This window comes from Pseudomonas tructae, assembly GCF_004214895.1.
Taxonomy (GTDB): Bacteria; Pseudomonadota; Gammaproteobacteria; order Pseudomonadales; family Pseudomonadaceae; genus Aquipseudomonas; species Aquipseudomonas tructae.
In genome coordinates, this window is the sequence record NZ_CP035952.1 from 1312501 (window position 1) to 1337739 (window position 25239).

Here is a 25239-nt window from a genome sequence, read left to right on the forward strand (position 1 = left end):
GCTGGGTTTAGAACGTCGTGAGACAGTTCGGTCCCTATCTGCCGTGGACGTTTGAGATTTGAGAGGGGCTGCTCCTAGTACGAGAGGACCGGAGTGGACGAACCTCTGGTGTTCCGGTTGTCACGCCAGTGGCATTGCCGGGTAGCTATGTTCGGAAGAGATAACCGCTGAAAGCATCTAAGCGGGAAACTTGCCTCAAGATGAGATCTCACTGGAGCCTTGAGCTCCCTGAAGGGCCGTCGAAGACTACGACGTTGATAGGTTGGGTGTGTAAGCGCTGTGAGGCGTTGAGCTAACCAATACTAATTGCCCGTGAGGCTTGACCATATAACACCCAAGCAATTTGACTACTCGAAAGAGCATCAGATTGCGGTGTTGTGAAGACACAAAGCCGAGAATTTGTACCTCACAAACCATCACATACCCGATTCGCTGGAGTGTCTTAAACAAGACCTTCTGGCAACAGAATTTCTTGACGACCATAGAGCATTGGAACCACCTGATCCCATCCCGAACTCAGCAGTGAAACGATGCATCGCCGATGGTAGTGTGGGGTTTCCCCATGTGAGAGTAGGTCATCGTCAAGATTAAATTCCGAAACCCCTATCTGCGCATGCAGGTAGGGGTTTTGTCTTTCTTGCGTTTGCCTCGACTGTAGGAGCGGGCTTGCCCCGCGATAGCATTCTGTCAGGCACATCGCATCGCGGGGCTAGCCCGCTCCCACCAGTCTTACATCGGTTGGAATGGCCCCCTCGCGTTGACTCAGAAGTTCACTATGTCAGAGCTTGCCGACCCTCACCCATCGTGACATGGGCCTGGGCCGGTCGTTGCGCCCAGGGAAGGCGAAGGGACAGGTACCGGTCAGCTCATGCAGGGTGCGCCGCAGATCCACTGCCTGATGTGGCGCGGGGACGATGTGAGGGCGTCGCTGGGGTCGTCCAGGTCGCCGAATCCAGGTCCACCTCGCCCCAGGGCGCCAGTCGCAGCTCTGGGCGTTGTAGCTCTGCAGCGGGCCGCTTGCCGATCACAGGGGGAATGTCTGGGTCCAGATACTGTAATCCCTTCGAATCGGTAGCTGACGCGCCACAGCTTGCTGCCGGGCGTTGTGACCTCAAGGCATGAACGGTGAGCGGCAGGCGCGCGATACGGCTTGTCGCGGGGTTTGGCGGTGCGGATGGCGGTGTCGGAACGATAGCCACAAAAAAACCGGCCATGTGGCCGGTTTCTCTGGGTCTGAGAGGCTGGTAGAGACTCTCAGATACTGCTATTTGGTGCCCCGAGGGAGACTCGAACTCCCACTCCTTTCGAAAACGGATTTTGAATCCGCCGCGTCTACCAATTCCGCCATCAGGGCTTGTGGCGGCGAAGTATAGAGAGACGTTTACCGTTGGTCAATCAGCTTTCATGGTCAATTTTCATCGTTTCGGCTAAACTTTGCGGCCCTGTCGAACCGAACACCATCATGCGCGTCGCCGATTTCTCTTTTGAGCTCCCTGATTCCCTGATCGCTCGCCATCCTTTGGCGCAGCGCCATAGCAGCCGGCTGCTGACCCTCGACGGGCCAAGCGGGGCGCTGGCACATCGTCAATTCACCGACTTGCTCGAGCATCTGCGCCCGGGCGATCTGATGGTGTTCAACAATACCCGGGTAATTCCGGCACGTCTGTTCGGCCAGAAGGTCAGCGGCGGCAAGCTGGAAATCCTCGTTGAGCGCGTGCTCGACAGCCACCGAGTGCTGGCCCACGTGCGTTCGAGCAAGGCGCCCAAGCCGGGTGCGCAGATCGTCATCGACGGCGGGGGCGAGGCCGAAATGGTCGGCCGTCACGACACGCTGTTCGAACTGCGCTTCGCCGAAGAGGTATTGCCGCTGCTCGATCGCGTCGGTCACATGCCGCTGCCGCCGTACATCGACCGTCCGGACGAGGGCGCCGATCGCGAGCGTTACCAGACTGTGTACGCCGAGCGTGCCGGCGCCGTGGCTGCGCCGACCGCCGGCCTGCACTTCGATGAAGAGCTGCTGGGTAAAATCGCCGCCAAGGGCGTGGAAACCGCCTTCGTCACCCTGCATGTCGGTGCTGGCACGTTCCAGCCGGTGCGGGTCGAGCGTATCGAAGACCACCACATGCATAAAGAGTGGCTGGAGGTCGGCCAGGATGTAGTCGATGCCGTGGCCGCTTGCCGTGCCCGTGGCGGACGGGTGATCGCCGTGGGCACGACCAGCGTGCGCTCGCTGGAAAGCGCTGCCCGTGATGGCGTGCTCAAGGCGTTCAGCGGCGACACCGACATCTTTATCTTCCCGGGCCGGCCGTTCCACGTGGTCGATGCCCTGGTGACCAACTTCCACCTGCCTGAATCCACGCTGCTGATGCTGGTTTCGGCCTTCGCCGGTTACCCAGAGACCATGGCTGCCTATGCGGCAGCGGTCGAGAACGGGTACCGCTTCTTCAGTTACGGTGATGCCATGTTCATCACCCGCAATCCGGCGCCACGCGGCCCCGAGGATCAAGCATGAGTCGCACCTGTCGTATGTCCTTCGAATTGCTCGCCACCGATGGTAAAGCCCGTCGTGGCCGCCTGACCTTCCCTCGTGGCGTGGTCGAGACTCCGGCGTTCATGCCGGTGGGCACCTATGGCACGGTCAAGGGCATGCTGCCGCGCGACATCGAGGCCATCGGCGCGCACATGATCCTCGGCAACACCTTCCACCTGTGGCTGCGCCCGGGCACCGAGGTGATCAAGGCCCATGGTGACCTGCACGATTTCATGAAGTGGCAGGGTCCTATCCTCACTGACTCCGGTGGATTCCAGGTGTTCAGCCTGGGCGCCATGCGCAAGATCCGCGAAGAGGGTGTGACGTTCGCCTCGCCGGTCGACGGTTCCAAGGTGTTCATGGGCCCGGAAGAGTCGATGCAGGTCCAGCGCGACTTGGGTTCGGACGTGGTGATGATCTTCGACGAATGCACCCCGTACCCGGCGGATGAAGACGTTGCCCGGGTGTCCATGGAGCTTTCCCTGCGCTGGGCCCAGCGTTCGAAGAACGCCCATGGCGACAGCACTGCGGCGCTGTTCGGCATCGTCCAGGGCGGCATGCACGAAAACCTGCGCATGCGCTCGCTCGAAGGCCTGGAAAAGATCGGCTTCGATGGCCTGGCCATTGGCGGCCTGTCGGTGGGTGAGCCCAAGCACGAAATGATCAAAGTGCTGGACTACCTGCCAGGACGCATGCCGGCTGACAAACCTCGTTACCTTATGGGGGTAGGCAAGCCGGAAGATCTCGTTGAGGGTGTGCGCCGCGGCGTCGACATGTTCGATTGCGTGATGCCCACGCGCAACGCGCGCAACGGCCATCTGTTTGTCGATACCGGTGTGCTGAAGATCCGTAACGCGTTCCATCGCCATGATGATTCGCCCCTGGACGCGACCTGCGATTGCTATACCTGCCAGAACTTCTCCCGCGCCTATCTGCATCACCTGGATAAATGCGGCGAAATGTTGGGCAGTATGTTGAATACGATCCATAACTTGCGTCATTACCAGCGCTTGATGGCTGGTTTACGCGAGGCTATTCAACAAGGTACATTGGCCGCCTTTGTCGATGCCTTTTACGCCAAGCGCGGGCTGCCTGTGCCGCCCTTGGACTGATGTATTGTCGATCCCTAACAAGTACTGATTTGCAACTGGAGTGCTAAATGAGCTTTTTGATCCCTGCCGCATACGCGGACGCTGCTGCCCCAGCCGCCGGCCCAGCCGGTACTGGCTTCGAGTGGATTTTCCTGGTCGGTTTCCTGGTCATCTTCTACCTGATGATCTGGCGCCCGCAGGCCAAACGTGCCAAAGAGCAGAAGAACCTGCTGAGCAACCTGCAAAAAGGTGACGAAGTTGTTACCAACGGCGGCATCGCCGGCAAGATCGTCAAAGTTGCCGACGACTTCGTGGTTCTGGAAGTGTCCGACAACGTTGAGCTGAAGTTCCAGAAGGGCGCCGTAGCCGCGACCCTGCCTAAAGGCACGCTCAAAGCGATCTAAGTTTCAGTTTTTTACCAATCGACGGGGCGCGCAAGGCGCCCCGCGTCTTGAACGGGCGGCGTGATGCTGAACAAATACCCTCTGTGGAAATACGCACTGATCCTGGTGGTACTGGCGATCGGTTTTATTTATTCCGCTCCCAACCTCTACCCTGATGATCCGGCCGTTCAGGTCAGTGGTGCCAGTACTGCACTGCAGGTCACTCAGGCTGATCTGGACCGCGTGAGCAAAGCGCTCAACGAGTCCGGTATCCAGGTCAAGGCCGCAAGCCTTGGCGAGAAGGGCAAGGTTGGTCTGGTGCGCCTGACCAAGCAGGAAGACCAACTGCCAGCCAAGGATGTAGTGCGCAAGGCACTGGGCGACGACTATGTAGTAGCGCTCAACCTGGCCCCGACCACTCCGCAATGGCTGCGCAACCTGGGCGCAAGCCCGATGAAGCTGGGTCTGGACCTTTCCGGTGGTGTGCACTTCCTGCTTGAAGTGGACATGGACAAGGCCATGGCGGCCCGCCTGAAAGTCTACGAAGGTGAAGTCAAAAGCCTGCTGCGCAAAGAGCGCGTGCGCTACCGCAGCCTGCCGCAACAAGATGGCGGCATTCAGCTGGGCTTTTCCGACGATGCTTCCCGCGAACAGGCCCGTAGCCTGATCCGCAAGAATTTCAATGATTTCGAGTTGACCACCACCGAGCGTAACGGCCTGTCCGTGTTGCGTCTGGCGATTACCCCGGCCAAGGTCGCGGAAATCCGTGAGTACTCGATCAAGCAGAACCTGACCACGGTACGTAACCGCGTCAACGAGCTGGGTGTGGCCGAGCCACTGGTTCAGCGCCAGGGTGCCAACCGCATCGTGGTTGAGCTGCCAGGTGTGCAGGATACCGCCGAAGCCAAGCGTATTCTCGGCAAGACCGCCAACCTCGAGTTCCGCCTGGGTGCAGAGCCGGGTGCCTCGAAAGCCACCACCGAAACCTTCGAGTTCCGTGAAGGCGGTCGTTCGGCTGCGGTCGAGCGTGGCCTGATCATCACCGGTGACCAGGTCACCGACGCCCAGGCCAGTTTCGACGAGCAGGGCCGCCCGCAAGTGAACATCCGTCTGGATGGTCATGGCGGCGAGCTGATGAGCCGCGCCACCCGCAGCAACGTCGGTCGCAGCATGGCGGTGATCTTCATCGAGCAGCGTCCAACCACCCGCTACGTCAAGCAGATGGTCGATGGCGTCGAGAAAGACGTTGCCGTGCAGACCTTCACCGAAGAGAAGAAGATCATCAGCCTGGCGACCATTCAGTCGCCACTGGGCAGTCAGTTCCGTATCACCGGACTGAACGGTCAGGGCGAATCGTCGGAACTGGCCCTGCTGCTGCGTGCCGGTGGCCTGGCGGCGCCGATGTACTTTGCTGAAGAGCGCACCATTGGCCCGAGTCTGGGTGCCGACAACATCACCAAGGGTATCGATGCATCCCTGTGGGGCATGCTGTTCGTTTCGCTGTTCATCATGGCCATCTACCGCTTCTTCGGCCTGATCGCCACCATTGCCCTGGCCGGTAACATGGTCATGCTGCTGGCGCTGATGTCCTTGCTGGGTGCGACGCTGACCCTGCCAGGTATCGCCGGTATCGTTCTGACCATGGGTATGGCCGTGGACGCCAACGTGCTGATCTTCTCGCGGATTCGCGAAGAGCTGGCCAATGGCATGTCGGTGCAACGCGCCATCCACGAAGGTTTCAACCGTGCCTACACGGCGATTGTCGACGCCAACCTGACCACCTTGCTGGTCGGCGGCATCCTCTTCGCCATGGGGACCGGGCCGGTCAAGGGCTTCGCGGTTACCATGTCCCTCGGGATTTTCACCTCGATGTTCACCGCCGTCATGGTGACCCGCGCAATGGTCAACCTGACCTGCGGCGGGCGTGATATCAAGAAGCTGTGGGTTTAAGGGGCTGCCATGTTACGTACCATCAACTTCATGGGTGTGCGCAACCTTGCGTTCGGCATCACCCTGCTTCTGACTGTGCTGGCGTTGTTCAGCTGGTTCTACAAGGGTCTGAACTTCGGCCTGGACTTCACCGGCGGTACGCTCATCGAGCTGACCTACGAGCGTCCGGCCAACCTCGGCGAGGTACGTGAGCAGCTGGTCAAGGCCGGCTTCCAGGATGCCGTGGTGCAGAGCTTCGGTGCTACCACCGACCTGCTGGTGCGCATGCCGGGCGATGACCCGCTGCTGGGCAACCGTGTCTCCGAGGCGCTGCAGAAGGTCAGCACCGACAACCCGGCCGTGGTCAAGCGTGTCGAGTTCGTTGGCCCACAGGTGGGTGAAGAGCTGCGCGACCAGGGCGGCCTGGGCATGCTGCTGGCCCTGGGCGGCATCATGATCTACCTGGCCTTCCGCTTTCAGTGGAAGTTCGCCCTGGGTGCGATCCTGTCGCTGATCCACGACGTTGTCGTGACCATGGGTATCCTTTCGTTCTTCCAGATCACCTTCGACCTGACGGTGCTGGCGGCAGTATTGGCGATCATCGGTTACTCGCTCAACGACACCATTGTCGTGTTCGACCGGGTTCGTGAGAACTTCCGGGTGCTGCGCAAGGCTTCGTTGATCGAGAACATCAACATCTCGACCACCCAGACCCTGCTGCGCACTGTCGCGACCTCGGTATCGACCTTGCTGGCCATTGCCGCGCTGCTGTTCTTCGGTGGTGACAACCTGTGGGGCTTCTCCCTGGCACTGTTCATCGGTGTCATGGCCGGTACCTACTCGTCGATCTACATCGCCAACGTGGTGCTGATCTGGCTGAACCTGAACAGCGAAGACCTGATCCCGACGGTGAAAGCCGAGGGTGTGGACGACCGCCCATAAGGGGTTTTCCCACGCTGTTGGTCGTACAAAGGGCGCGAGTGTTGAACTCGCGCCTTTTTTTATGCTCCAAGGCAGGGAGAAGGCGGGCTGTGTCCCGCAGGTACGATCAGGAGGTTCACGTGAACAAGTCGATGCTGGTGGGTGCGGTTCTGGGTGCTGTCGGTGTAACCGCCGGAGGTGCTGTTGCCACCTACAGCCTGGTCAAGGGTGGGCCGGAGTACGCCGAGGTGTTGGCGGTGCAACCGGTCAAACAGACCGTCAAGACGCCACGGGAAGTGTGCAAGGATGTCACGGTGACGCGTCAGGCGCCGGTCAAAGACCAGCACCAGATTGCCGGTACCGTGGTCGGTGCGTTGGCAGGCGGCTTGCTGGGGAATCAGATTGGCGGCGGTACCGGTAAGAAGATCGCTACCGTGGCCGGTGCGGTCGGTGGTGGCTACGCTGGTAACAAGGTGCAGGAAGGCATGCAGGAGCGTGATACCTACACCACCACGCAAACCCGCTGCAACACGGTCAACGACCTGAGTGAGAAGGTTGTCGGGTATGACGTGAAGTATTCGATCGGCGACAAGGTCGGTCAGGTGCGCATGGACCGTGACCCGGGCGCGCAGATTCCGCTGGATAAAGAGGGCAAGCTGGTACTGAGCCAGGCCCAGCCCGGCCAGTAACCCTACCTGGTAGGAGCGGGCTTGCCCCGCGATTGCGATCTGTCAGTCGCATCGCATCGCGGGGCAAGCCCGCTCCCACGCAAGCCCATAAAAAAAGCACCCCGAGGGGTGCTTTTTGTGCCTGATCGAAACTCAGCGTTTGATCGAGGCAGGCAGGTGCGGCTGGATAGCGGTCAGAACAGCCTTGAAGCACTTGGTGTTGCCGGCAACGATGTGACCCTTCTCGAGGAAGTCGTGGCCGCCGGTGAAGTCGCTCACCAGGCCACCTGCTTCCTGGATCAGCAGGACGCCTGCAGCCATGTCCCATTCCGATAGGCCCGATTCCCAGAAGGCATCGAAGCGACCGGCGGCTACATAGGCCAGGTCCAGGCTGGCAGCGCCGGCGCGGCGAATGCCGGCGGTCTGGCCAACCAGGGCGCGGAACATGCCCAGGTAGTTGTCCAGGTCAGCCAGCTGGTTGTCGCGGAACGGGAAGCCGGTACCCAGCAGGGCGCCTTCCAGGCTGGTGCGCGAGCTGACGCGCAGGCGGCGGCCATTGAGCTGGGCACCACGGCCACGGCTGGCGGTGAATTCTTCCTGGCGGACAGGGTCCAGCACCACGGCGTGCTCAAGGCGGCCACGGTATTTGCAGGCAATGCTGACGGCGAAGTGTGGAACGCCACGCAGGAAGTTGGTGGTACCGTCCAGAGGGTCGATGATCCACTCGTAGTCCTTGCCTTCTTCGCCGCTGCCGGCATGCAGGCCAGTCTCTTCACCACGGATGGTGTGGTTCGGGTATGCCTTGCGCAGGGCGTCGACGATCATTTTCTCGGCGGCGCGATCAACCTCGGAGACGTAGTCTTTGGCGTCCTTCTCATCAACCTTGATGGTATCCAGGCGTTCGATGGAGCGGAAAATCAGTTCACTGGCGCTGCGAGCGGCGCGCAGCGCGATATTCAGCATAGGCTGCATGGGCGTTTCACCTGGGGATGTTAAAGAATAAAGCCGCACATTCTAGCAGAAAACTTTCTTCGCAGAAGTGTGAGATTTGCTTTCGTGGCGTTACGCTGGTCGCTTATGTAAGATTTACTCCCCCTTTCCCGCGTCTGTGAGCACTTCGCCTTGCTGCAAAATATTCGTGTTGTTCTGGTCAATACCAGCCACCCCGGCAATATCGGCGGCGCTGCGCGTGCCATGAAAAACATGGGCTTGTCGCGCCTGGTGCTGGTCGATCCGCAGCATTTCCCTTCGCCTGAGGCCGATGCCCGTGCGTCGGGTGCCGATGACGTGCTAGCCGGTGCGCAAGTGGTCGCCACCCTCGAAGAGGCGTTGGTCGGTTGCAACCTGGTGCTTGGCACCAGTGCTCGCGAGCGGCGTATCCCTTGGCCGTTGGTCGATCCGCGCGAGTGCGCCAGCAAGGTCATTGAGCATGCCGCCCAAGGCGAGGAGATTGCCCTGGTGTTTGGTCGCGAGCACGCTGGCCTGACCAACGAAGAGCTGCAGCGTTGCCACTTTCATGTGCACATCCCCTCGAACCCGGACTTCAGCTCGCTGAACCTCGGTGCTGCGGTGCAGGTGCTGGCCTATGAAGTGCGCATGGCCTGGCTGGCGCTGGAAGGTCAGGCGTCGCCGACGGAAACTGTCGACAGCGGCGAGCTGGCGACCATGGATGAAATGGAGCTGTTTTACGAGCACCTGGAAAAGACCCTGGTCGATATCGGTTTTCTCGACCCGCAGAAACCCAAGCACCTGATGCCGCGCCTGCGTCGCCTGTACGGGCGCAGCTCGGTCGATCGTTCGGAATTGAATATTTTGCGCGGCATTCTTACGGAAACCCAGAAAGCGGCCCGTGGCGAACCGCATAAGCGGAAGGATCAATAGATGTTCGAGCGTCTGCGTGAAGATATCCAGAGCGTTTTCCACCGTGACCCGGCGGCGCGCAATGCCTTTGAAGTGCTGACCTGCTATCCGGGCATGCATGCGATCTGGCTGCATCGCGCAGCGCACGCCTTGTGGGTGCGGGACTGGAAATGGCTGGCGCGGTTGGTGTCGAACTTCGGCCGCTGGCTGACCGGTATCGAGATTCACCCGGGGGCCAAGGTTGGCCGGCGCTTTTTCATTGACCATGGCATGGGGATTGTCATTGGCGAAACCGCCGAGATCGGCGACGACGTCACCCTGTACCAGGGCGTGACCCTGGGTGGCACCACCTGGAACAAAGGCAAGCGCCATCCGACCCTGGAGGACGGAGTGGTGGTCGGCGCCGGGGCCAAGGTGCTGGGCCCGTTCACCGTCGGTGCCGGGGCCAAGATCGGTTCCAACGCAGTGGTCACCAAGGCCGTGCCTGCAGGGGCCACGGCTGTTGGTATTCCGGGGCGGATCATCGTCAAGAGCGATGCCGAAGTGGAGGCCAGGCGCAAGGCCATGGCCGAGAAGATCGGCTTCGATGCCTACGGCGTCAGCGAAGACATGCCCGACCCGGTTGCCCGCGCCATTGGTCAGTTGCTCGACCACCTTCAAGCCGTCGATGGCCGCCTGGAAGACATGTGTGGTGCACTGAAGAACCTGGGCAGCGACTACTGCGCCAAAGAACTACCAGCGCTGCGCGAAGAGGACTTCGCCGAAATCAAGGACGAAGCCCGTAGCGACGCGTCGACGCATTGACAGAAGGGGCGTGCGCAAGCGCCCCTTAGTTTGCTATCATTCGGCCGCCCTCTTGCGGTAAACCCGACTAAAGCACTAGGTCTTATAGTTGACTTAAATGCTCGGGAATAGCATACTCGCTCCCATTCCGAAACCCGTGGTACCTACTAGCCATGCGACTGACTACAAAAGGCCGATACGCCGTGACCGCCATGCTCGACCTGGCGTTGCACGCGCAGAATGGGCCGGTGTCTCTGGCCGACATTTCCGAGCGCCAAGGCATCTCCCTCTCTTATCTGGAGCAGCTGTTTGCAAAGCTGCGCCGCAGCAGCCTGGTTTCCAGTGTGCGCGGCCCTGGCGGCGGCTATCAGCTGTCGCGAAGCATGGAGAGCATTCAGGTCGCCCAGGTCATCGATGCGGTCAACGAATCGGTCGATGCCACGCGCTGTCAGGGGCTGGGTGATTGCCACGCCGGCGACACCTGCCTGACCCACCACTTGTGGTGTGACCTGAGCCAGCAGATTCACGAATTCCTCAGCGGCATCAGCCTGGCTGACCTTGTTACTCGCCGTGAGGTACAAGAAGTCGCCCAGCGCCAGGACCTGCGTCGTATCGCAGGCCGGGCACCGCAGCTGGACAAGATTGAGACGTCCGCCGTCGAATGACCGTTTCGACGCGCGGCGCGACCGCCTGATAGGAGATATTCAATGAAGTTGCCGATCTACCTCGATTACTCCGCGACCACCCCGGTCGATCCACGCGTTGCCCAGAAGATGAGCGACTGCCTGCTGGTCGACGGGAACTTCGGTAACCCGGCGTCGCGCTCCCACGTCTTTGGCTGGAAGGCCGAGGAAGCGGTCGAGAACGCCCGTCGCCAGGTCGCCGACCTGGTCAACGCCGACCCGCGGGAAATTGTCTGGACCAGCGGTGCAACCGAGTCCGACAACCTGGCAATCAAGGGTATCGCGCACTTCTACAGCACCAAGGGCAAGCACCTGATCACCTCCAAGATCGAGCACAAGGCGGTCCTGGACAGCACGCGTCAACTGGAGCGTGAAGGCTTCGAGGTCACCTACATCGAGCCAGGTGCCGACGGCCTGATCACTCCGGCCATGGTCGAAGCGGCCCTGCGTGAAGACACCATCCTGGTGTCGATCATGCACGTGAACAACGAAATCGGCACCATCAACGACATCGCCGCCATCGGCGAGCTGACCCGCGCCCGCGGCGTCATGTTCCACGTCGACGCCGCGCAGTCCACCGGCAAGGTCGAAATCGACCTGCAGAAGCTGAAAGTCGACCTGATGTCGTTCTCGGCGCACAAGACCTACGGCCCTAAAGGCATCGGCGCGCTGTACGTCAGCCGCAAGCCTCGTGTGCGCCTGGAGGCCACCATGCACGGCGGCGGTCACGAGCGCGGCATGCGTTCGGGTACCCTGGCCACCCACCAGATCGTCGGCATGGGCGAAGCCTTCGCCATCGCCAAAGAGCTGATGGCCAGCGAAAACCTGCGCATCAAGGCCCTGAGTGACCGTTTCTACAAGCAGGTCGAAGGCCTCGAAGAGCTGTACATCAACGGCAGCATGACCGCGCGCATCCCGCACAACCTGAACCTGAGCTTCAACTACGTCGAAGGCGAGTCGCTGATCATGGCGCTCAAGGACCTGGCCGTTTCGTCCGGTTCGGCCTGTACTTCGGCATCGCTCGAGCCGTCCTACGTGTTGCGCGCCCTGGGCCGCAACGACGAATTGGCACACAGCTCGATCCGCTTCACCTTCGGCCGTTTCAGCACCGAAGAAGAAATCGACTACGCCGCGCAGAAGGTATGCGAGGCCGTGACCAAGCTGCGCGAATTGTCGCCGCTGTGGGATATGTTCAAAGACGGCGTCGACATCTCCAAGATCGAGTGGGCCGCGCACTAAGTAGTCGCCGGCAAGAGCGGCTCTCTGATGAGGAAGGAATTGCACCATGGCATACAGTGAAAAGGTCATCGACCACTACGAAAACCCGCGTAACGTCGGCAAGATGAATGCCGAGGACCCGGATGTCGGCACCGGCATGGTCGGCGCTCCTGCGTGCGGCGACGTCATGCGCCTGCAGATCAAGGTCAACGAGCAGGGCGTCATCGAAGACGCCAAGTTCAAGACCTACGGCTGCGGTTCGGCCATCGCTTCCAGCTCCCTGGCCACTGAGTGGATGAAGGGCAAGACCCTGGACGAAGCCGAGACCATCAAGAACACCCAGCTGGCCGAAGAACTGGCCCTGCCGCCGGTGAAGATCCACTGTTCGGTACTCGCCGAGGACGCCATCAAGGCGGCCGTGCGCGATTACAAGCAGAAGAAAGGTTTGCTCTAAGGTCGCCTGTTGCAGGTAAGGAGTCTCGATGGCTATCAGCATGACAGAAGCCGCCGCCAAGCATGTGCGGCGCTCCCTCGATGGACGTGGCAAGGGTGAAGGTATTCGCCTTGGCGTGCGCACCACTGGCTGCTCGGGCCTGGCCTATGTGCTGGAGTTCGTCGATGAAGTAACTTCCGATGACCAGGTCTTCGAAAGCCATGGCGAGAAGGTGATCATCGATCCGAAAAGCCTGACGTACCTCGACGGTACCGAGCTTGATTTCGTCAAGGAAGGGTTGAACGAAGGCTTCAAGTTCAACAACCCCAACGTGCGCGGTGAGTGTGGCTGCGGCGAAAGCTTCAACGTCTGAGGCTGCGCGTGGGTACTCCTTGTCATTTCGCCCTGTTTGACCTGCAACCTGGCTTCCGCCTGGACCTCGACAAGCTGGCTGTTCGCTATCGCGAGCTGGCCCGCGAGGTCCACCCGGATGGCTTCGCCGATGCTTCCGAACGTGAGCAGCGCATTGCGCTGGAGCGTTCGGCTGCGCTGAACGAGGCCTACCAGACGCTCAAGAGCGCGCCCCGGCGTGCCCGCTACCTGCTGGCGATCGGCGGCCATGAAGTGCCGCAGGAAGTCACCGTCCATGATCCCGAGTTCCTTTTGCAGCAGATGCAACTGCGCGAAGAGCTCGAAGACCTCCAGGACAGTGCCGACCTCGATGGCGTGGCCGTGTTCAAGCGCCGCTTGAAGGCAGCCCAGGAAGCACTCAACGAGGACTTCGCCGCCTGCTGGGATGATCCTGCGCAGCGTGAACAGGCCGAGCGCCTGATGCGCCGCATGCAGTTTCTCGACAAGCTCGCCTACGAAGTGCGCCAGCTGGAAGAGCGCCTCGACGATTAACCCGACGCTGCTTCTGGCGGCGCCTTTGGTATTCAGATAAGCATGGCCCTACTGCAGATCGCCGAACCCGGTCAGAGCCCTCAGCCGCACCAGCGTCGCCTGGCGGTGGGTATTGACCTTGGTACCACCAATTCCCTGGTTGCCGCGTTGCGCAGCGGCCGCAGCGAGCCCCTGCCCGATGCCCAGGGCCAGGTCATCCTGCCGTCCGCCGTGCGTTATCACGCCGACCACATCGACGTCGGCCAGATCGCCCGTGAAGCCGCCTCCGGCGACCCGCTCAACACCGTACTGTCGGTCAAGCGCCTGATGGGCCGTGGCCTGGCGGACGTCAAGCAACTGGGTGAGCAACTGCCTTACCGCTTTGTCGGCGGCGAGTCGCACATGCCGTTCATCGACACGGTCCAGGGCCCGAAAAGCCCGGTGGAAGTCTCGGCCGATATCCTCAAGGTGCTGCGTCAGCGTGCCGAAGAAACCCTGGGTGGCGAGCTGGTCGGTGCGGTGATTACCGTGCCGGCTTATTTCGACGACGCCCAGCGCCAGGCCACCAAGGACGCCGCGCGTCTGGCCGGGCTGAATGTATTGCGTCTGCTCAACGAGCCGACTGCTGCGGCCGTGGCCTACGGCCTGGACCAGAATGCCGAAGGCCTGGTGGCCATCTATGACCTGGGTGGCGGTACCTTCGATATCTCGATCCTGCGCCTGACCGGCGGTGTCTTTGAAGTGCTGGCCACTGGTGGTGACAGCGCCCTGGGTGGCGACGACTTCGACCATGCCATTGCCAGCTGGATCGTCGAACAGGCCGGCTTGTCCTCGGACCTCGATCCAGGTGCCCAGCGGCAGTTGCTGCAAACCGCCTGCGCGGCCAAGGAAGCCCTGACCGACGCCGATTCGGTAACCGTTGCCCATGGCAACTGGCAGGCCGAGCTGACCCGCAGTGCCTTCGACGCCCTGATCGAGCCGATGGTCGCCCGCAGCCTCAAGGCCTGCCGTCGCGCGGTGCGTGACAGTAGCGTCGAGCTCGATGAGGTCGCCGCAGTGGTCATGGTCGGTGGTTCGACCCGCGTGCCGCGTGTGCGCGAAGCTGTTGGCGCGCTGTTTGGCCGCACGCCACTGACCGAAATCGACCCGGATCAGGTGGTTGCCATCGGCGCCGCCATCCAGGCCGACACCCTGGCCGGCAACCGCCGCGATGGTGGCGAACTGCTGCTGCTTGACGTGATTCCGCTGTCCCTGGGTCTGGAAACCATGGGCGGGCTGATGGAGAAGGTGATTCCGCGCAACACCACCATCCCGGTTGCCCGTGCCCAGGAGTTCACCACCTACAAAGATGGCCAGTCGGCCATGATGATTCACGTGCTGCAGGGTGAGCGTGAACTGATCAGTGACTGTCGCTCCCTGGCGCGTTTCGAGTTGCGTGGCATTCCGGCGATGGTTGCCGGTGCTGCAAAAATCCGCGTGACCTTCCAGGTCGATGCTGACGGCCTGCTCAGCGTTTCGGCGCGCGAGCTGGGCTCGGGCGTCGAATCGAGCATCCAGGTCAAGCCATCCTACGGCCTGACCGACGGCGAAATCGCGCGCATGCTCAAGGACTCCTTCGAACATGCCGGTTTCGACAAGGTGGCGCGCCAGCTGCGCGAGCACCAGGTGGACGCCGAGCGCCTGCTCGAAGCGGTGCAGGGCGCGCTGGACGCCGATGGCGAGCGCCTGCTGGACGCCGAAGAGCGTCTGGCGATCGAGCAACAGATGCAAGACTTGCGTGATTTGATCAACGGCACCGATGGCGCGGCCATCGAGCAGCAGACCAAGCGTCTGTCGCAGGTGACCGATGCCTTTGCCGCCCGTCGCCTTGATTCGACGGTAAAAGCCGCTTTGGCCGGGCGCAACCTGAATGAGATCGAGGAATAACTGATGCCGCAGGTGATTTTTCTGCCCCACGAAACATTCTGCCCGGACGGGCTGGTGGTGGAGGTGGCGCCAGGGACCAACATCCTGGAACTGGCCCACGAGCACCACATCGAGATGGAAAGCGCCTGTGGCGGCGTGTGTGCCTGCACCACCTGCCACTGCATCGTGCGTGAGGGCTTCGATTCGCTGGAAGAAGCCGACGAGCTCGAAGAAGACATGCTCGACAAGGCCTGGGGCCTGGAGCGCCAGTCGCGCCTGGCGTGCCAGGTGATCGTTGGTGAGCAAGACCTGACCATCGAGATACCCAAGTACTCGCTCAACCACGCCGCCGAAGCGCCGCACTGATTCAGGAGGCCATCATGAGTCTGAAATGGGTTGATGTACTTGAAATTGCAATCCAGCTTGCCGAAAGCAAGCCGGAAGTCGATCCTCGTTATGTGAACTTCGTCGATCTGCACCAGTGGGTGCTGGCATTGCCGGAATTTAGTGACGATCCGTCCCGTGGCGGCGAGAAGGTTCTCGAAGCCATCCAGGCGGCCTGGATCGAAGAAGCCGACTGAGCGCGCTCGGCAGGTTAGGCAATCCCCCGGAACCCGCGTATAATTCGCGGGTTTAATTTTTCGCTTCACTCAACGTTTCTGGAGTTTCACCATGGCTGTTCAACGTACTTTCTCGATCATCAAGCCTGACGCCGTTGCTAAAAACGTGATCGGCGAGATCACCACCCGTTTCGAAAAAGCCGGCCTGCGCGTCGTTGCCTCGAAACTCAAGCAACTGTCCAAAGCCGAAGCCGAAGGCTTCTACGCCGAGCACAAAGAGCGCGGTTTCTTCGGCGACCTGGTTGCCTTCATGATTTCCGGTCCTGTCGTTGTTCAGGTTCTGGAAGGCGAAAACGCTATCGCTCTGAACCGTGAGCTGATGGGCGCTACCAACCCTAAAGAAGCTGCTGCCGGTACCATCCGCGCTGACTTCGCCGAGTCGATCGACGCCAACGCCGTTCACGGTTCGGACTCCGAAGCCGCTGCTGCTCGCGAAATCTCGTACTTCTTCGCAGCTACCGAGGTAACCACTCGCTAAGCGAAAGCTTACGAGTGAGGGTGAATCCATGACGACATCGACTGGTAAAACTAACCTGTTGGGGCTAACCCAACCGGAAATGGAAAAATTCTTCGACTCTATCGGGGAGAAGCGTTTCCGTGCCGGTCAGGTAATGAAATGGATTCACCACTTTGGCGTCGATGATTTCGACGCCATGACGAATGTCGGCAAGGCCTTGCGCGAAAAGCTCAAGGCTGTTGCCGAGATTCGCGGCCCCGAAGTGGTCAGCGAGGACATCTCCAGCGACGGTACCCGTAAATGGGTGGTGCGCGTGGCGTCCGGCAGCTGCGTCGAGACCGTGTACATCCCCCAGGGCAAGCGTGGCACCCTGTGTGTCTCGTCCCAGGCCGGTTGCGCCCTGGACTGCAGTTTCTGCTCCACCGGCAAGCAAGGATTCAATAGCAACCTCACCGCCGCCGAAGTGATCGGCCAGGTGTGGATTGCCAACAAGTCGTTCGGTAGCGTTCCAGCCACCATCGACCGTGCCATCACCAACGTGGTGATGATGGGCATGGGTGAGCCGCTGCTGAACTTCGACAACGTGGTCGCCGCCATGCACCTGATGATGGACGACCTCGGCTACGGCATTTCCAAGCGCCGGGTGACCCTGTCCACCTCCGGCGTGGTCCCGATGATCGAAGAGCTGGCCAAGCACATCGACGTGTCCCTGGCCCTGTCGCTGCACGCGCCGAACGATGCGCTGCGCAACGAGCTGGTGCCGCTGAACAAGAAGTACCCGCTCAAGGTGCTGCTCGCGGCGTGCATGAACTACATGGCGCAGTTGGGCGAAAAGCGCGTGCTGACCATCGAGTACACCCTGCTCAAGGACGTCAACGACAAGCTCGAGCACGCTGTGGAAATGGCCGAGTTGCTCAAGAACGTGCCGTGCAAGATCAACCTGATCCCGTTCAACCCGTTCCCGCATTCGGGTTATGAGCGGCCGAGCAACAATGCCATTCGCCGCTTCCAGGATCACCTGCATCACGCCGGCTACAACGTTACCGTGCGCACCACCCGTGGTGAAGACATCGATGCCGCCTGCGGCCAACTGGTCGGCCAGGTAATGGACCGCACTCGTCGCAGTGAACGCTACATCGCCGTGCGTCAGCTGAACGCCGACGGTGATGGGCAAGAAAGCGCTGCGCGCAACTGATAGAGAGGACCTCCATGACCCTGCGCTTCGCGCTGTCGATCCTGGCGCTCGCCCTGCTTGCAGGTTGCGTGTCCGGCGGGAGTTCGGACGCGTTGGGCAGTCGTGAAGGGCGTGAGCAGGCGCGGCAGGCCTATGTGCAATTGGGTCTGGGATATTTGCAACAAGGTTTGACCGAGCAGGCCAAGGCGCCGCTGAAAAAAGCCCTCGACCTCGATAGCCAGGATGCCGCAGCCCATGCCGCCCTGGCTTTGGTGTTTCAGGCCGAAGATGAGCCGGAACTGGCTCAGGCGCATTTTCGCAAGGCCTTGGCCAGCCGTCCGGGCGACACCCGAATTCGCAACAATTACGGCAGTTTCCTTTATGCTCGTGGGCAATACGCCCAGGCGCAGCAGATGTTTGCCCAAGCGGCGGCCGATACCCTGTATCCTGAACGCTCCCGGGTGTTCGAGAACCTTGGCCTGACTGCGCTCAGGCAAGGCCAGCGCGCCGAAGCGCAGGAATACCTGGTAAAAGCTTTGCGGCTCAACCGCCAGCAGCCGCGCGCGTTGCTGGAAATGGCTGAGTTGTCTTATGAAGACAGGCATTATGTGCCGGCACGTGACTACTACGATCGTTTCAGCCAGCTGAGCGACCCCAGTGCCCGCAGCCTGCTGCTGGGCAGTCGCCTGGCCAGTGTCTTCGAAGAACGGAACAAGGCCAGTGAACTGGGCCTGCAATTACAACGACTTTATCCCGGTACGCCGGAATATCAGCAATACCTGTCGGAGCAATGATGAAAGCGGCGCATCCCGAAGCAGCAGCAGCGACTCGCGAAAATCCCGGTGAAATCCTGCGTCAGGCCCGCGAAAGCAGGGACTTGTCCCAGGCCGAAGTGGCCCGCAAGCTCAACCTCACCGTGAGTTCCCTGAACAATCTTGAAACCGGCGCCTTCGACAAGCTGCCGGGGCATACCTTTGCCCGTGGTTACATCCGTGCCTACGCCAAGCTGCTGGACATGGATCAGGCGCCCCTGGTGCAGGCCTTCGACCAGTGCACCGGTACCCATGCCCAGGGCAGCGATGTACATGCCCTGGGGCGTATCGAAGAGCCGGTACGCCTGTCCCACAATATTCTGCGCATTGTCAGCCTGGTGCTGCTGGTGGTGGTGATCGGCGGTGGCTTCTTCTGGTGGCAGGACCAGACCAGCCTGCGTGGCAAGGACCTGACCACCATGGCCCTTGAGCATGTCGAGGTCGAAAGCGCCGACGGCACCACTCAGATTCACCCGCTGGACGAGCCTGAAGACCAGGCGGTGAGCGCAGGGCAGCAACCGCAAAGCACCACCCTGAACCTCGAACCCGCTCCGGCACCCGCCGAATCCGTGGCAACTGCAGCACCTGAGCAGGCCCCGGCCAGCCCGGCTGTCGTGCCCGTTGCCCCGCTGGCCAGTGCTCCGGCGACCCCAATGGCACCCGTAACTCCGGTCGCCCCAGTTGTACCTGCGCCTGCCCCGGCAGCGCCAGTGGTCAGCAACGTGGTGGCTGTCACGCCAGCAGCACCTGCTGTTGCCGCCCCAGCGCCGGCCGGCAGCGGCCAGTTGCACATGCAATTCAATGCCGATTGCTGGACGTCGGTTACCGATGGCAATGGCAAGGTGCTATTCAGTGCTATCAAGCGCAAGGGCGACAGCCTGGACCTGACCGGCAAGCCGCCGTTCGCGGTACGCCTGGGCTTTGCCCGTGGCGTGCAGGTCAGCTACAACGGCCAGCCAGTCGACGTTGCGCCGTTCACCAGTGGCGAGACTGCTCGCCTGAAGTTGGGACAATAAGTCATGCACGGCGAATCACCGATCAAACGTCGCGAATCCCGGAAAATCTGGGTAGGTAATGTACCTGTTGGCGGCGATGCTCCCATCGCGGTCCAGAGCATGACCAACACCGACACCAATGACGTGGCCGCGACCGTGGCGCAGATCAACCGCCTGATCGATGCCGGCGTGGATATCGTGCGCGTCTCGGTACCGGACATGGACGCTGCCGAAGCCTTCGGCAAGATCAAGCAGCAGGTCAGCGTGCCGCTGGTCGCCGACATCCACTTCGACTATCGCATTGCCTTGCGTGTGGCCGAGCTTGGGGTGGACTGCCTGCGCATCAACCCGGGCAACATCGGTCGCGAAGACCGTGTGCGTGCGGTGGTCGATGCCGCCCGCGACCGCGGTATCCCGATCCGTATCGGCGTCAACGCCGGTTCCCTGGAAAAGGACCTGCAGAAGAAGTACGGCGAACCAACTCCGGCGGCCCTGGTCGAGTCGGCCATGCGTCACGTCGAGCACCTCGACCGCCTGGATTTTCAGGACTTCAAGGTGAGCGTCAAGGCCTCTGACGTGTTCATGGCCGTCGAAGCCTACCGCCTGCTGGCCAAACAGATCATCCAGCCGTTGCACCTGGGCATCACCGAAGCTGGTGGCCTACGCTCGGGCACGGTGAAATCCGCGGTCGGCCTCGGTATGCTGCTTGCTGACGGGATTGGCGATACTATTCGCATTTCGCTGGCAGCCGACCCGGTCGAAGAGGTCAAGGTCGGTTACGACATCCTCAAGTCCCTGCACCTGCGTTCGCGTGGCATCAACTTCATCGCCTGCCCGAGCTGCTCGCGGCAGAACTTCGATGTGGTCAAGACCATGAACGAGCTGGAAGGGCGTCTGGAAGACCTGCTGGTGCCGCTGGACGTCGCGGTGATCGGTTGTGTGGTCAACGGTCCGGGCGAGGCCAAGGAAGCCCATGTCGGGCTCACCGGTGGCACGCCGAACCTGATCTACATCGACGGCAAGCCTGCGCAGAAGCTGACCAATGACAACCTGGTCGATGAGCTGGAAAGGCTCATCCGCCAGAAAGCGGCTGAAAAAGCCGAAGCCGACGCGGCGCTGATCGCCCGTGGCTGACTGACACAGAATTGTTAAGGGATTTTCCGTGAGCAAATCGCTGCAAGCCATTCGTGGCATGAACGACATCCTGCCGGAGCAAACACCGCTGTGGCGTTATTTCGAGAGCACGGTCGCAGGCCTGCTGGACACCTATGGCTATCGCCAGATTCGCACGCCGATCGTCGAGTTCACCGAGCTGTTCAAGCGCTCGATTGGTGAAGTCACTGACATCGTCGAAAAAGAGATGTACACCTTCGATGACCGTAACGGCGACTCCCTGACCCTGCGTCCGGAAGGCACCGCGGCCTGCGTGCGCGCAGTGCTCGAGCACGGCATCACCGGCAGTGGCCAGGTACAGAAGCTCTGGTACATCGGCCAGATGTTCCGCCACGAGCGCCCACAGAAAGGCCGTTATCGCCAGTTCAACCAGATCGGTGTCGAAGTCTTCAACCTCGACGGTCCTGACATCGACGCCGAGCTGATCATGCTCACCTGGCGTCTTTGGGGCCTGCTGGGCATCCGCGACGCGGTCAAGCTCGAACTCAACAGCCTGGGCACCAGCGAAGCCCGTGCCCGTTACCGTGATGCGCTGGTCGAGTTCCTCTCGGCGCGCCTGGAACAACTGGACGAAGACAGCCAGCGCCGCCTGAAAAGCAATCCGCTGCGCATCCTCGACAGCAAGGACGCCAACACCCAGGCCGTGCTGGTCGATGCGCCGAAGCTCGAAGACTACCTGGACGAAGAGTCCCGCGTACACTTCGAAGGCCTCAAGGCACGTCTGGATGTCGCCGGCATTCCGTTCGTGATCAATACCAAGCTGGTGCGCGGCCTGGACTACTACAGCAAAACCGTGTTCGAGTGGGTCACTGACAAGCTTGGTTCCCAGGGCACCGTCTGTGCCGGCGGGCGCTACGACGGCCTGGTCGAGCAGATGGGCGGCAAGCCGACCCCGGGCGTTGGTTTCGCCATGGGTATCGAGCGTTTGATCCTGCTGCTGGAAACCCTCGAGCAGGTGCCTGAGTCGATCAACCGTCAGGTCGACGTCTATCTGTGCGCCTTCGGCGAGCAGGCCGAGCTGGCCGGCCTGGCCATGAGCGAGCGCCTGCGTGACCGTCTGCCAAACCTGCGCCTGCAGGTCAATGCCGGTGCTGGCAGCTTCAAGAGCCAGTTCAAGAAAGCCGACAAGAGCAACGCGCTGTTCGCCTTGATCCTGGGGGACGACGAACTGGCGCAACAAGTGGTAGGTTTCAAACCCCTGCGCGGTCAGGGCGAACAACAAAACATTGCCTGGGATGCTCTGGCAGAGCACCTGGAAGCCTCGTTCGCGCAGGCGTGAGGCGAGTCAACAGCCGATTTGGTGAAAAGGAGTATTGGGGTGTCGAGTACCGATGATGAACAACTGGTCGCGATGAAGGACTGGTGGGACCGCAATGGCAAGCCGCTGGTAACCGGTGGCCTGCTGGCGCTGGTCGTGGTGTTCGGCTGGCAAGCCTGGCAGAAATACCAGACCAACCAGTCGCAAGGCGCCTCGAACCTCTACCAGGCCCTGCTGGAGACTACCCTGACGCCAAGCGGCGAGCCTGACAAGGCCAAGGTTGCGGAGCTGTCTGGCAAGCTCAAGAACGAATTCGGCGGCTCGGCCTATGCCCAGTACGCCAGTCTGTTCGTGGCCAAGGTCGCGGTCGACAGCGGCAAGCTCGATGACGCCGCCGCCGAGCTCAAGTCGGTGATGGACAAGCCGGCCGACGTCACCCTGGGTGAAATCGCCCGGCAGCGCCTGGCCCGTGTCCTGGCTGCGCAACAGAAGGTCGAAGATGCACTGAAACTGCTCGACGGCGATGCCGACAAGGCATTCCTGGCCAGCCGTGAAGAGCTCAAAGGCGACCTGCTGGTACAGCTGGGCCGTGCTGGCGATGCTCATGCCGCTTACGAAAAAGCCAAGGCTGCGCTGTCTGATGACGCCGCGATCGGTGGCCTGCAACTCAAGCTCGACGACCTGGCCAAAGGGGATGCGTGACGTGATCGGTTGGAAACATGCAGCAGTGCTGACCCTGGCCCTTCTGGCCGTGGGTTGCAGCAGCAACAGCAAAAAGGAATTGCCGCCGGCCGAACTCACCAAGTTCACCGAAGAGGTGGTCCTCAAGAAGCAGTGGAGCCGCTCGATCGGTGACGGTCAGGGCGAAACCTTCAACATGCTGGTGCCGGCGATCGAAAACGAGCGTATCTACGCGGCCGATGTGACCGGCGTGGTCATGGCGCTGGATCGCAGCAACGGCGACGTGGTCTGGAAGAAGGACCTGGAGTTGCCAGTTTCCGGCGCCGTTGGCGTGGGCTACGGCCTGGTCATGCTCGGTACCCTCAAGGGCGAAGTGATTGCCCTGGATGCCAGCACCGGTGAAGAACGCTGGCGCTCGCGCGTTACCAGTGAAGTGCTGGCGCCGCCGGCTACCAACGGTGACGTGGTGGTGGTACAGACTCAGGACGACCGCGTGATCGGTCTGGATGCCAGCACCGGCGACCGTCGCTGGATCTACGAAAGCACCCCGGCAGTACTGACCCTGCGCGGTACTGGCGCCCCGATCGTGACCAACCGCCTGGCCGTTGCTGGTCTGTCGACGGGTAAAGTGGTTGCCCTCGACACCCAGAACGGCGCGCCGGTCTGGGAGCAGCGTGTGGCCATCCCGCAAGGTCGCTCGGAGCTTGACCGGGTTGTGGACATCGACGGCGGCCTGCTGCTGTCCGGCGGTACCCTGTACGTCTCCAGCTACCAGGGCCGTGTTGCAGGCCTTGATCTGGAAAGCGGCCGGATGTTGTGGCAGCGTGATGCTTCCAGCTACGCCGGTGTGGCCCAGGGCTTCGGTAACGTCTACGTGAGCCTGGCTTCGGGCACCGTCGAAGGTATCGACGAGCGTTCCTCCAGCGCCCTGTGGAGCAATGACTCGCTGGCACGCCGCCAACTGTCGGCGCCGGAAGTGTTCTCCAGCTACGTCGCGGTGGGTGACCTGGAAGGTTACTTGCACCTGCTCAGCCAGGTCGATGGTCGTTTCGTCGGTCGTGAGCGTATCGACAGCGATGGCCTGCGCGCCCGTCCACTGGTGGTGGGTGACACCATCTATGTGTACGGCAACAGCGGCAAGCTCGAGGCGCTGACCATCCGCTGAGGCTATGCTTGAGGCCATGCCGGCCTCGGGCTGCGGCACTTCGGGTGCCGCTCGAACTCCGGCCGCTGCTATGCAGCGGCCTTTGTATTTTTTGAATTTATGCAGTGGAGAGCCGAATGGTTCCCGTAATCGCCCTGGTGGGCCGACCGAACGTCGGTAAATCCACCATGTTCAACCGCCTGACCAGGACCCGCGACGCCATCGTCGGCGACCTGTCCGGGCTGACCCGAGACCGCCAGTACGGTGAAGCAAGCTGGCAAGGTCGTTCGTACATCCTGGTCGACACCGGCGGTATTTCCGGTGACGAGCACGGCATGGACGAGAAGATGGCCGAGCAGTCGCTGATGGCCATCGAAGAAGCCGATGTGGTGCTGTTCCTGGTCGATGCCCGTGCTGGCCTGACCGCCGCTGACCAGATGATTTCCGAGCACCTGCGCAAGCGCAACAAACGCTCGGTTCTGGTGGCGAACAAGATCGACAATATCGATCCGAACACCGCGATCGCCGAGTTCTCGCCGTTGGGTATGGGCAACGCCATTGGCGTGGCCGGCGCTCAAGGCCGTGGCGTCAACAACCTGCTGGAAGCCGTGCTCAGCGACTTCCCGCGGGACAATGCCGACGAAGAAATCGACACCGACGTCGCCGAAGGCGAGGAAGCGGTACGCATTCCTGGCCCGAGCGAAAAAGACGGGATCAAGATCGCCATCATCGGCCGGCCGAACGTCGGCAAGTCGACCCTGGTCAACCGCATGCTCGGTGAAGACCGGGTCATCGTCTATGACCAGCCTGGCACTACCCGCGACAGTATCTACATTCCCTTCGAGCGTAACGAAGAGAAGTACACCCTGATCGACACGGCCGGGGTGCGCAAGCGCGGCAAGATCCACGAAGAAGTCGAGAAGTTCTCCGTGGTCAAGACCCTGCAGGCGATCAAGGACGCCAACGTGGTGATCTTCGTCATGGACGCCCGTGAAGGCGTGGTCGACCATGACCTGAACCTGCTGGGCTTTGCCCTGGAAGCGGGCCGCGCCATCGTCATCGCCCTGAACAAGTGGGACGGCATGCAGCCCGGTGAGCGCGACTATGTGAAGACCGAGCTGGAGCGCCGGCTGTTCTTCGTCGACTTCGCCGACATCCACTTCATCTCGGCGCTGCACGGCACTGGCGTGGGCAACCTGTACCAGTCGGTGCAGAACTCGTTCAAGTCGGCGGTCACCCGCTGGCCGACCAGCCGCCTGACCCAGATCCTCGAGGACGCAGTCAGCGAGCACCAGCCACCGTTGGTCAACGGCCGTCGGATCAAGCTGCGCTATGCCCACCTGGGTGGCGCCAACCCGCCGATCATCGTGATCCACGGCAACCAGGTCGAGAAGGTGCCCAAGTCTTACTCGCGCTATCTGGAAAACACCTACCGCCGGGTGCTCAAGCTGGTCGGTACGCCGATTCGCATCGAGTACAAAGGCAGCGAAAACCCGTACGAAGGCAACAAGAACACGCTGACCGACCGCCAGGTCAACAAGAAGCGTCGCTTGATGTCGCACCACAAGAAGGCCGAGAAAAAGCGTAAAGACAAGCGCTAAAAATCATCGCGGGGCAAGCCCGCTCCCACAGAGCGTTC

The 25239-nt window shown here is 61.3% G+C and carries 26 protein-coding genes, 1 tRNA gene and 2 rRNA genes (1 of these 29 only partly in view); 27 read left to right on the forward strand and 2 right to left on the reverse strand.

The window, feature by feature from the left end; all coding sequences use genetic code 11:
• Positions 1–327, forward strand: a 23S ribosomal RNA gene (locus tag EXN22_RS05975) (it extends 2563 nt beyond the left edge of the window).
• 144 nt (positions 328–471) lie between these two features.
• Positions 472–587 (forward strand): 5S ribosomal RNA (gene rrf / locus EXN22_RS05980).
• Between the two features lie 682 nt (positions 588–1269).
• Here rrf and EXN22_RS05990 read toward each other — a convergent pair.
• Positions 1270–1354, reverse strand: a tRNA-Leu gene (locus tag EXN22_RS05990).
• Positions 1355–1462: 108 nt separating this feature from the next.
• Here EXN22_RS05990 and queA point away from each other — a divergent pair.
• The 6 genes from queA to EXN22_RS06020 all read left to right on the forward strand — a co-directional run bounded on the left by queA (position 1463) and on the right by EXN22_RS06020 (position 7543).
• Positions 1463–2512, forward strand: a complete 1050-nt coding sequence (gene queA, locus EXN22_RS05995; RefSeq protein ID WP_130263197.1) for a tRNA preQ1(34) S-adenosylmethionine ribosyltransferase-isomerase QueA — start codon at positions 1463–1465, stop codon at positions 2510–2512.
• Positions 2513–2526: 14 nt separating this feature from the next.
• Positions 2527–3642, forward strand: coding sequence for a tRNA guanosine(34) transglycosylase Tgt (gene tgt / locus EXN22_RS06000; protein WP_162195925.1), 1116 nt, complete (start codon positions 2527–2529; stop codon positions 3640–3642).
• A 47-nt stretch (positions 3643–3689) separates the two neighbouring features.
• Positions 3690–4025 carry a preprotein translocase subunit YajC gene (yajC, locus tag EXN22_RS06005; protein ID WP_010223473.1) on the forward strand — a complete coding sequence of 112 codons (336 nt, stop codon included), beginning with the start codon at positions 3690–3692 and terminating at the stop codon, positions 4023–4025.
• Positions 4026–4088: 63 nt separating this feature from the next.
• Positions 4089–5954, forward strand: coding sequence for a protein translocase subunit SecD (gene secD, locus EXN22_RS06010; protein ID WP_130263198.1), 1866 nt, complete (start codon positions 4089–4091; stop codon positions 5952–5954).
• 9 nt (positions 5955–5963) lie between these two features.
• Entirely contained in the window at positions 5964–6875 is a 912-nt protein-coding gene (secF, locus tag EXN22_RS06015; protein WP_130263199.1) for a protein translocase subunit SecF, read from the forward strand.
• Positions 6876–6994: 119 nt separating this feature from the next.
• Positions 6995–7543: a glycine zipper 2TM domain-containing protein gene (locus EXN22_RS06020; protein WP_130263200.1), complete on the forward strand. Its 549-nt coding sequence runs from the start codon at positions 6995–6997 to the stop codon at positions 7541–7543.
• A 132-nt stretch (positions 7544–7675) separates the two neighbouring features.
• On the opposite strand, the gene suhB is transcribed toward EXN22_RS06020, so the two are convergent.
• On the reverse strand, positions 7676–8494 hold the full coding sequence (gene suhB, locus EXN22_RS06025) for a type III secretion system regulator SuhB (protein ID WP_130263201.1): 819 nt from the start codon (positions 8492–8494) through the stop codon (positions 7676–7678).
• A 150-nt stretch (positions 8495–8644) separates the two neighbouring features.
• Here suhB and trmJ point away from each other — a divergent pair, with 150 nt between their 5' ends.
• The 19 genes from trmJ (at position 8645) to der (ending at position 25201) form a co-directional block, all read left to right on the forward strand.
• Positions 8645–9403, forward strand: a complete 759-nt coding sequence (gene trmJ / locus EXN22_RS06030) for a tRNA (cytosine(32)/uridine(32)-2'-O)-methyltransferase TrmJ (RefSeq protein ID WP_130263202.1) — start codon at positions 8645–8647, stop codon at positions 9401–9403.
• Complete coding sequence (gene cysE, locus EXN22_RS06035) at positions 9404–10186, forward strand: serine O-acetyltransferase (protein ID WP_130263203.1); 783 nt, start codon at positions 9404–9406, stop codon at positions 10184–10186.
• Between the two features lie 152 nt (positions 10187–10338).
• A complete protein-coding gene (iscR, locus tag EXN22_RS06040; protein ID WP_036993915.1) occupies positions 10339–10830 on the forward strand; it encodes a Fe-S cluster assembly transcriptional regulator IscR in 492 nt (163 codons plus the stop codon).
• A 42-nt stretch (positions 10831–10872) separates the two neighbouring features.
• Entirely contained in the window at positions 10873–12087 is a 1215-nt protein-coding gene (locus EXN22_RS06045) for an IscS subfamily cysteine desulfurase (protein WP_130263204.1), read from the forward strand.
• 46 nt (positions 12088–12133) lie between these two features.
• Positions 12134–12520, forward strand: coding sequence for a Fe-S cluster assembly scaffold IscU (gene iscU / locus EXN22_RS06050; RefSeq protein ID WP_002552476.1), 387 nt, complete (start codon positions 12134–12136; stop codon positions 12518–12520).
• A 28-nt stretch (positions 12521–12548) separates the two neighbouring features.
• Positions 12549–12872 (forward strand): iron-sulfur cluster assembly protein IscA, encoded by a 324-nt coding sequence (gene iscA / locus EXN22_RS06055; RefSeq protein WP_045196204.1) that lies wholly within the window; start codon positions 12549–12551, stop codon positions 12870–12872.
• A gap of 8 nt (positions 12873–12880) precedes the next feature.
• Positions 12881–13402, forward strand: a complete 522-nt coding sequence (hscB, locus tag EXN22_RS06060) for a co-chaperone HscB (protein ID WP_130263205.1) — start codon at positions 12881–12883, stop codon at positions 13400–13402.
• 42 nt (positions 13403–13444) lie between these two features.
• Positions 13445–15307, forward strand: coding sequence for a Fe-S protein assembly chaperone HscA (gene hscA / locus EXN22_RS06065; protein ID WP_130263206.1), 1863 nt, complete (start codon positions 13445–13447; stop codon positions 15305–15307).
• Positions 15308–15310: 3 nt separating this feature from the next.
• Positions 15311–15652, forward strand: coding sequence for an ISC system 2Fe-2S type ferredoxin (gene fdx / locus EXN22_RS06070; protein WP_130263207.1), 342 nt, complete (start codon positions 15311–15313; stop codon positions 15650–15652).
• Between the two features lie 14 nt (positions 15653–15666).
• The gene (iscX, locus tag EXN22_RS06075; protein ID WP_116549434.1) at positions 15667–15867 is read left to right on the forward strand and encodes a Fe-S cluster assembly protein IscX; all 201 of its coding nucleotides are present in this window, start codon (positions 15667–15669) and stop codon (positions 15865–15867) included.
• A 91-nt stretch (positions 15868–15958) separates the two neighbouring features.
• Complete coding sequence (gene ndk, locus EXN22_RS06080; protein ID WP_007964426.1) at positions 15959–16384, forward strand: nucleoside-diphosphate kinase; 426 nt, start codon at positions 15959–15961, stop codon at positions 16382–16384.
• A gap of 28 nt (positions 16385–16412) precedes the next feature.
• Positions 16413–17558 carry a 23S rRNA (adenine(2503)-C(2))-methyltransferase RlmN gene (gene rlmN, locus EXN22_RS06085; RefSeq protein WP_130263208.1) on the forward strand — a complete coding sequence of 382 codons (1146 nt, stop codon included), beginning with the start codon at positions 16413–16415 and terminating at the stop codon, positions 17556–17558.
• A gap of 14 nt (positions 17559–17572) precedes the next feature.
• Positions 17573–18331, forward strand: coding sequence for a type IV pilus biogenesis/stability protein PilW (gene pilW, locus EXN22_RS06090; protein WP_130263209.1), 759 nt, complete (start codon positions 17573–17575; stop codon positions 18329–18331).
• A complete protein-coding gene (locus tag EXN22_RS06095) occupies positions 18331–19365 on the forward strand; it encodes a RodZ domain-containing protein (protein WP_130263210.1) in 1035 nt (344 codons plus the stop codon). Before pilW ends, EXN22_RS06095 begins: the two co-directional genes overlap by 1 nt.
• Positions 19366–19368: 3 nt before the next feature.
• A complete protein-coding gene (gene ispG / locus EXN22_RS06100; protein WP_130263211.1) occupies positions 19369–20478 on the forward strand; it encodes a flavodoxin-dependent (E)-4-hydroxy-3-methylbut-2-enyl-diphosphate synthase in 1110 nt (369 codons plus the stop codon).
• A gap of 28 nt (positions 20479–20506) precedes the next feature.
• A complete protein-coding gene (hisS, locus tag EXN22_RS06105; RefSeq protein WP_130263212.1) occupies positions 20507–21796 on the forward strand; it encodes a histidine--tRNA ligase in 1290 nt (429 codons plus the stop codon).
• 72 nt (positions 21797–21868) lie between these two features.
• A complete protein-coding gene (locus tag EXN22_RS06110; RefSeq protein ID WP_177414058.1) occupies positions 21869–22477 on the forward strand; it encodes a tetratricopeptide repeat protein in 609 nt (202 codons plus the stop codon).
• On the forward strand, positions 22470–23621 hold the full coding sequence (bamB, locus tag EXN22_RS06115; protein ID WP_130263214.1) for an outer membrane protein assembly factor BamB: 1152 nt from the start codon (positions 22470–22472) through the stop codon (positions 23619–23621). Before EXN22_RS06110 ends, bamB begins: the two co-directional genes overlap by 8 nt.
• A gap of 116 nt (positions 23622–23737) precedes the next feature.
• The gene (gene der, locus EXN22_RS06120) at positions 23738–25201 is read left to right on the forward strand and encodes a ribosome biogenesis GTPase Der (RefSeq protein WP_130263215.1); all 1464 of its coding nucleotides are present in this window, start codon (positions 23738–23740) and stop codon (positions 25199–25201) included.
• Positions 25202–25239 lie beyond the last annotated feature (38 nt).

What these genes read in the sequence shown, in the direction of transcription:
- queA (WP_130263197.1), top strand. Translation starts at nt 1,463, where the DNA reads ATGCGCGTCGCCGATTTCTCTTTTGAGCTCCCTGATTCCCTGATCGCT.
- tgt (WP_162195925.1), top strand. Translation starts at nt 2,527, where the DNA reads ATGTCCTTCGAATTGCTCGCCACCGATGGTAAAGCCCGTCGTGGCCGC.
- yajC (WP_010223473.1), top strand. Translation starts at nt 3,690, where the DNA reads ATGAGCTTTTTGATCCCTGCCGCATACGCGGACGCTGCTGCCCCAGCC.
- secD (WP_130263198.1), top strand. Translation starts at nt 4,089, where the DNA reads ATGCTGAACAAATACCCTCTGTGGAAATACGCACTGATCCTGGTGGTA.
- secF (WP_130263199.1), top strand. Translation starts at nt 5,964, where the DNA reads ATGTTACGTACCATCAACTTCATGGGTGTGCGCAACCTTGCGTTCGGC.
- suhB (WP_130263201.1), bottom strand. Translation starts at nt 8,494, where the DNA reads ATGCAGCCTATGCTGAATATCGCGCTGCGCGCCGCTCGCAGCGCCAGT.
- cysE (WP_130263203.1), top strand. Translation starts at nt 9,404, where the DNA reads ATGTTCGAGCGTCTGCGTGAAGATATCCAGAGCGTTTTCCACCGTGAC.
- iscR (WP_036993915.1), top strand. Translation starts at nt 10,339, where the DNA reads ATGCGACTGACTACAAAAGGCCGATACGCCGTGACCGCCATGCTCGAC.
- EXN22_RS06045 (WP_130263204.1), top strand. Translation starts at nt 10,873, where the DNA reads ATGAAGTTGCCGATCTACCTCGATTACTCCGCGACCACCCCGGTCGAT.
- iscU (WP_002552476.1), top strand. Translation starts at nt 12,134, where the DNA reads ATGGCATACAGTGAAAAGGTCATCGACCACTACGAAAACCCGCGTAAC.
- iscA (WP_045196204.1), top strand. Translation starts at nt 12,549, where the DNA reads ATGGCTATCAGCATGACAGAAGCCGCCGCCAAGCATGTGCGGCGCTCC.
- hscA (WP_130263206.1), top strand. Translation starts at nt 13,445, where the DNA reads ATGGCCCTACTGCAGATCGCCGAACCCGGTCAGAGCCCTCAGCCGCAC.
- fdx (WP_130263207.1), top strand. Translation starts at nt 15,311, where the DNA reads ATGCCGCAGGTGATTTTTCTGCCCCACGAAACATTCTGCCCGGACGGG.
- iscX (WP_116549434.1), top strand. Translation starts at nt 15,667, where the DNA reads ATGAGTCTGAAATGGGTTGATGTACTTGAAATTGCAATCCAGCTTGCC.
- ndk (WP_007964426.1), top strand. Translation starts at nt 15,959, where the DNA reads ATGGCTGTTCAACGTACTTTCTCGATCATCAAGCCTGACGCCGTTGCT.
- rlmN (WP_130263208.1), top strand. Translation starts at nt 16,413, where the DNA reads ATGACGACATCGACTGGTAAAACTAACCTGTTGGGGCTAACCCAACCG.
- pilW (WP_130263209.1), top strand. Translation starts at nt 17,573, where the DNA reads ATGACCCTGCGCTTCGCGCTGTCGATCCTGGCGCTCGCCCTGCTTGCA.
- EXN22_RS06095 (WP_130263210.1), top strand. Translation starts at nt 18,331, where the DNA reads ATGAAAGCGGCGCATCCCGAAGCAGCAGCAGCGACTCGCGAAAATCCC.
- ispG (WP_130263211.1), top strand. Translation starts at nt 19,369, where the DNA reads ATGCACGGCGAATCACCGATCAAACGTCGCGAATCCCGGAAAATCTGG.
- EXN22_RS06110 (WP_177414058.1), top strand. Translation starts at nt 21,869, where the DNA reads ATGAAGGACTGGTGGGACCGCAATGGCAAGCCGCTGGTAACCGGTGGC.
- bamB (WP_130263214.1), top strand. Translation starts at nt 22,470, where the DNA reads ATGCGTGACGTGATCGGTTGGAAACATGCAGCAGTGCTGACCCTGGCC.
- der (WP_130263215.1), top strand. Translation starts at nt 23,738, where the DNA reads ATGGTTCCCGTAATCGCCCTGGTGGGCCGACCGAACGTCGGTAAATCC.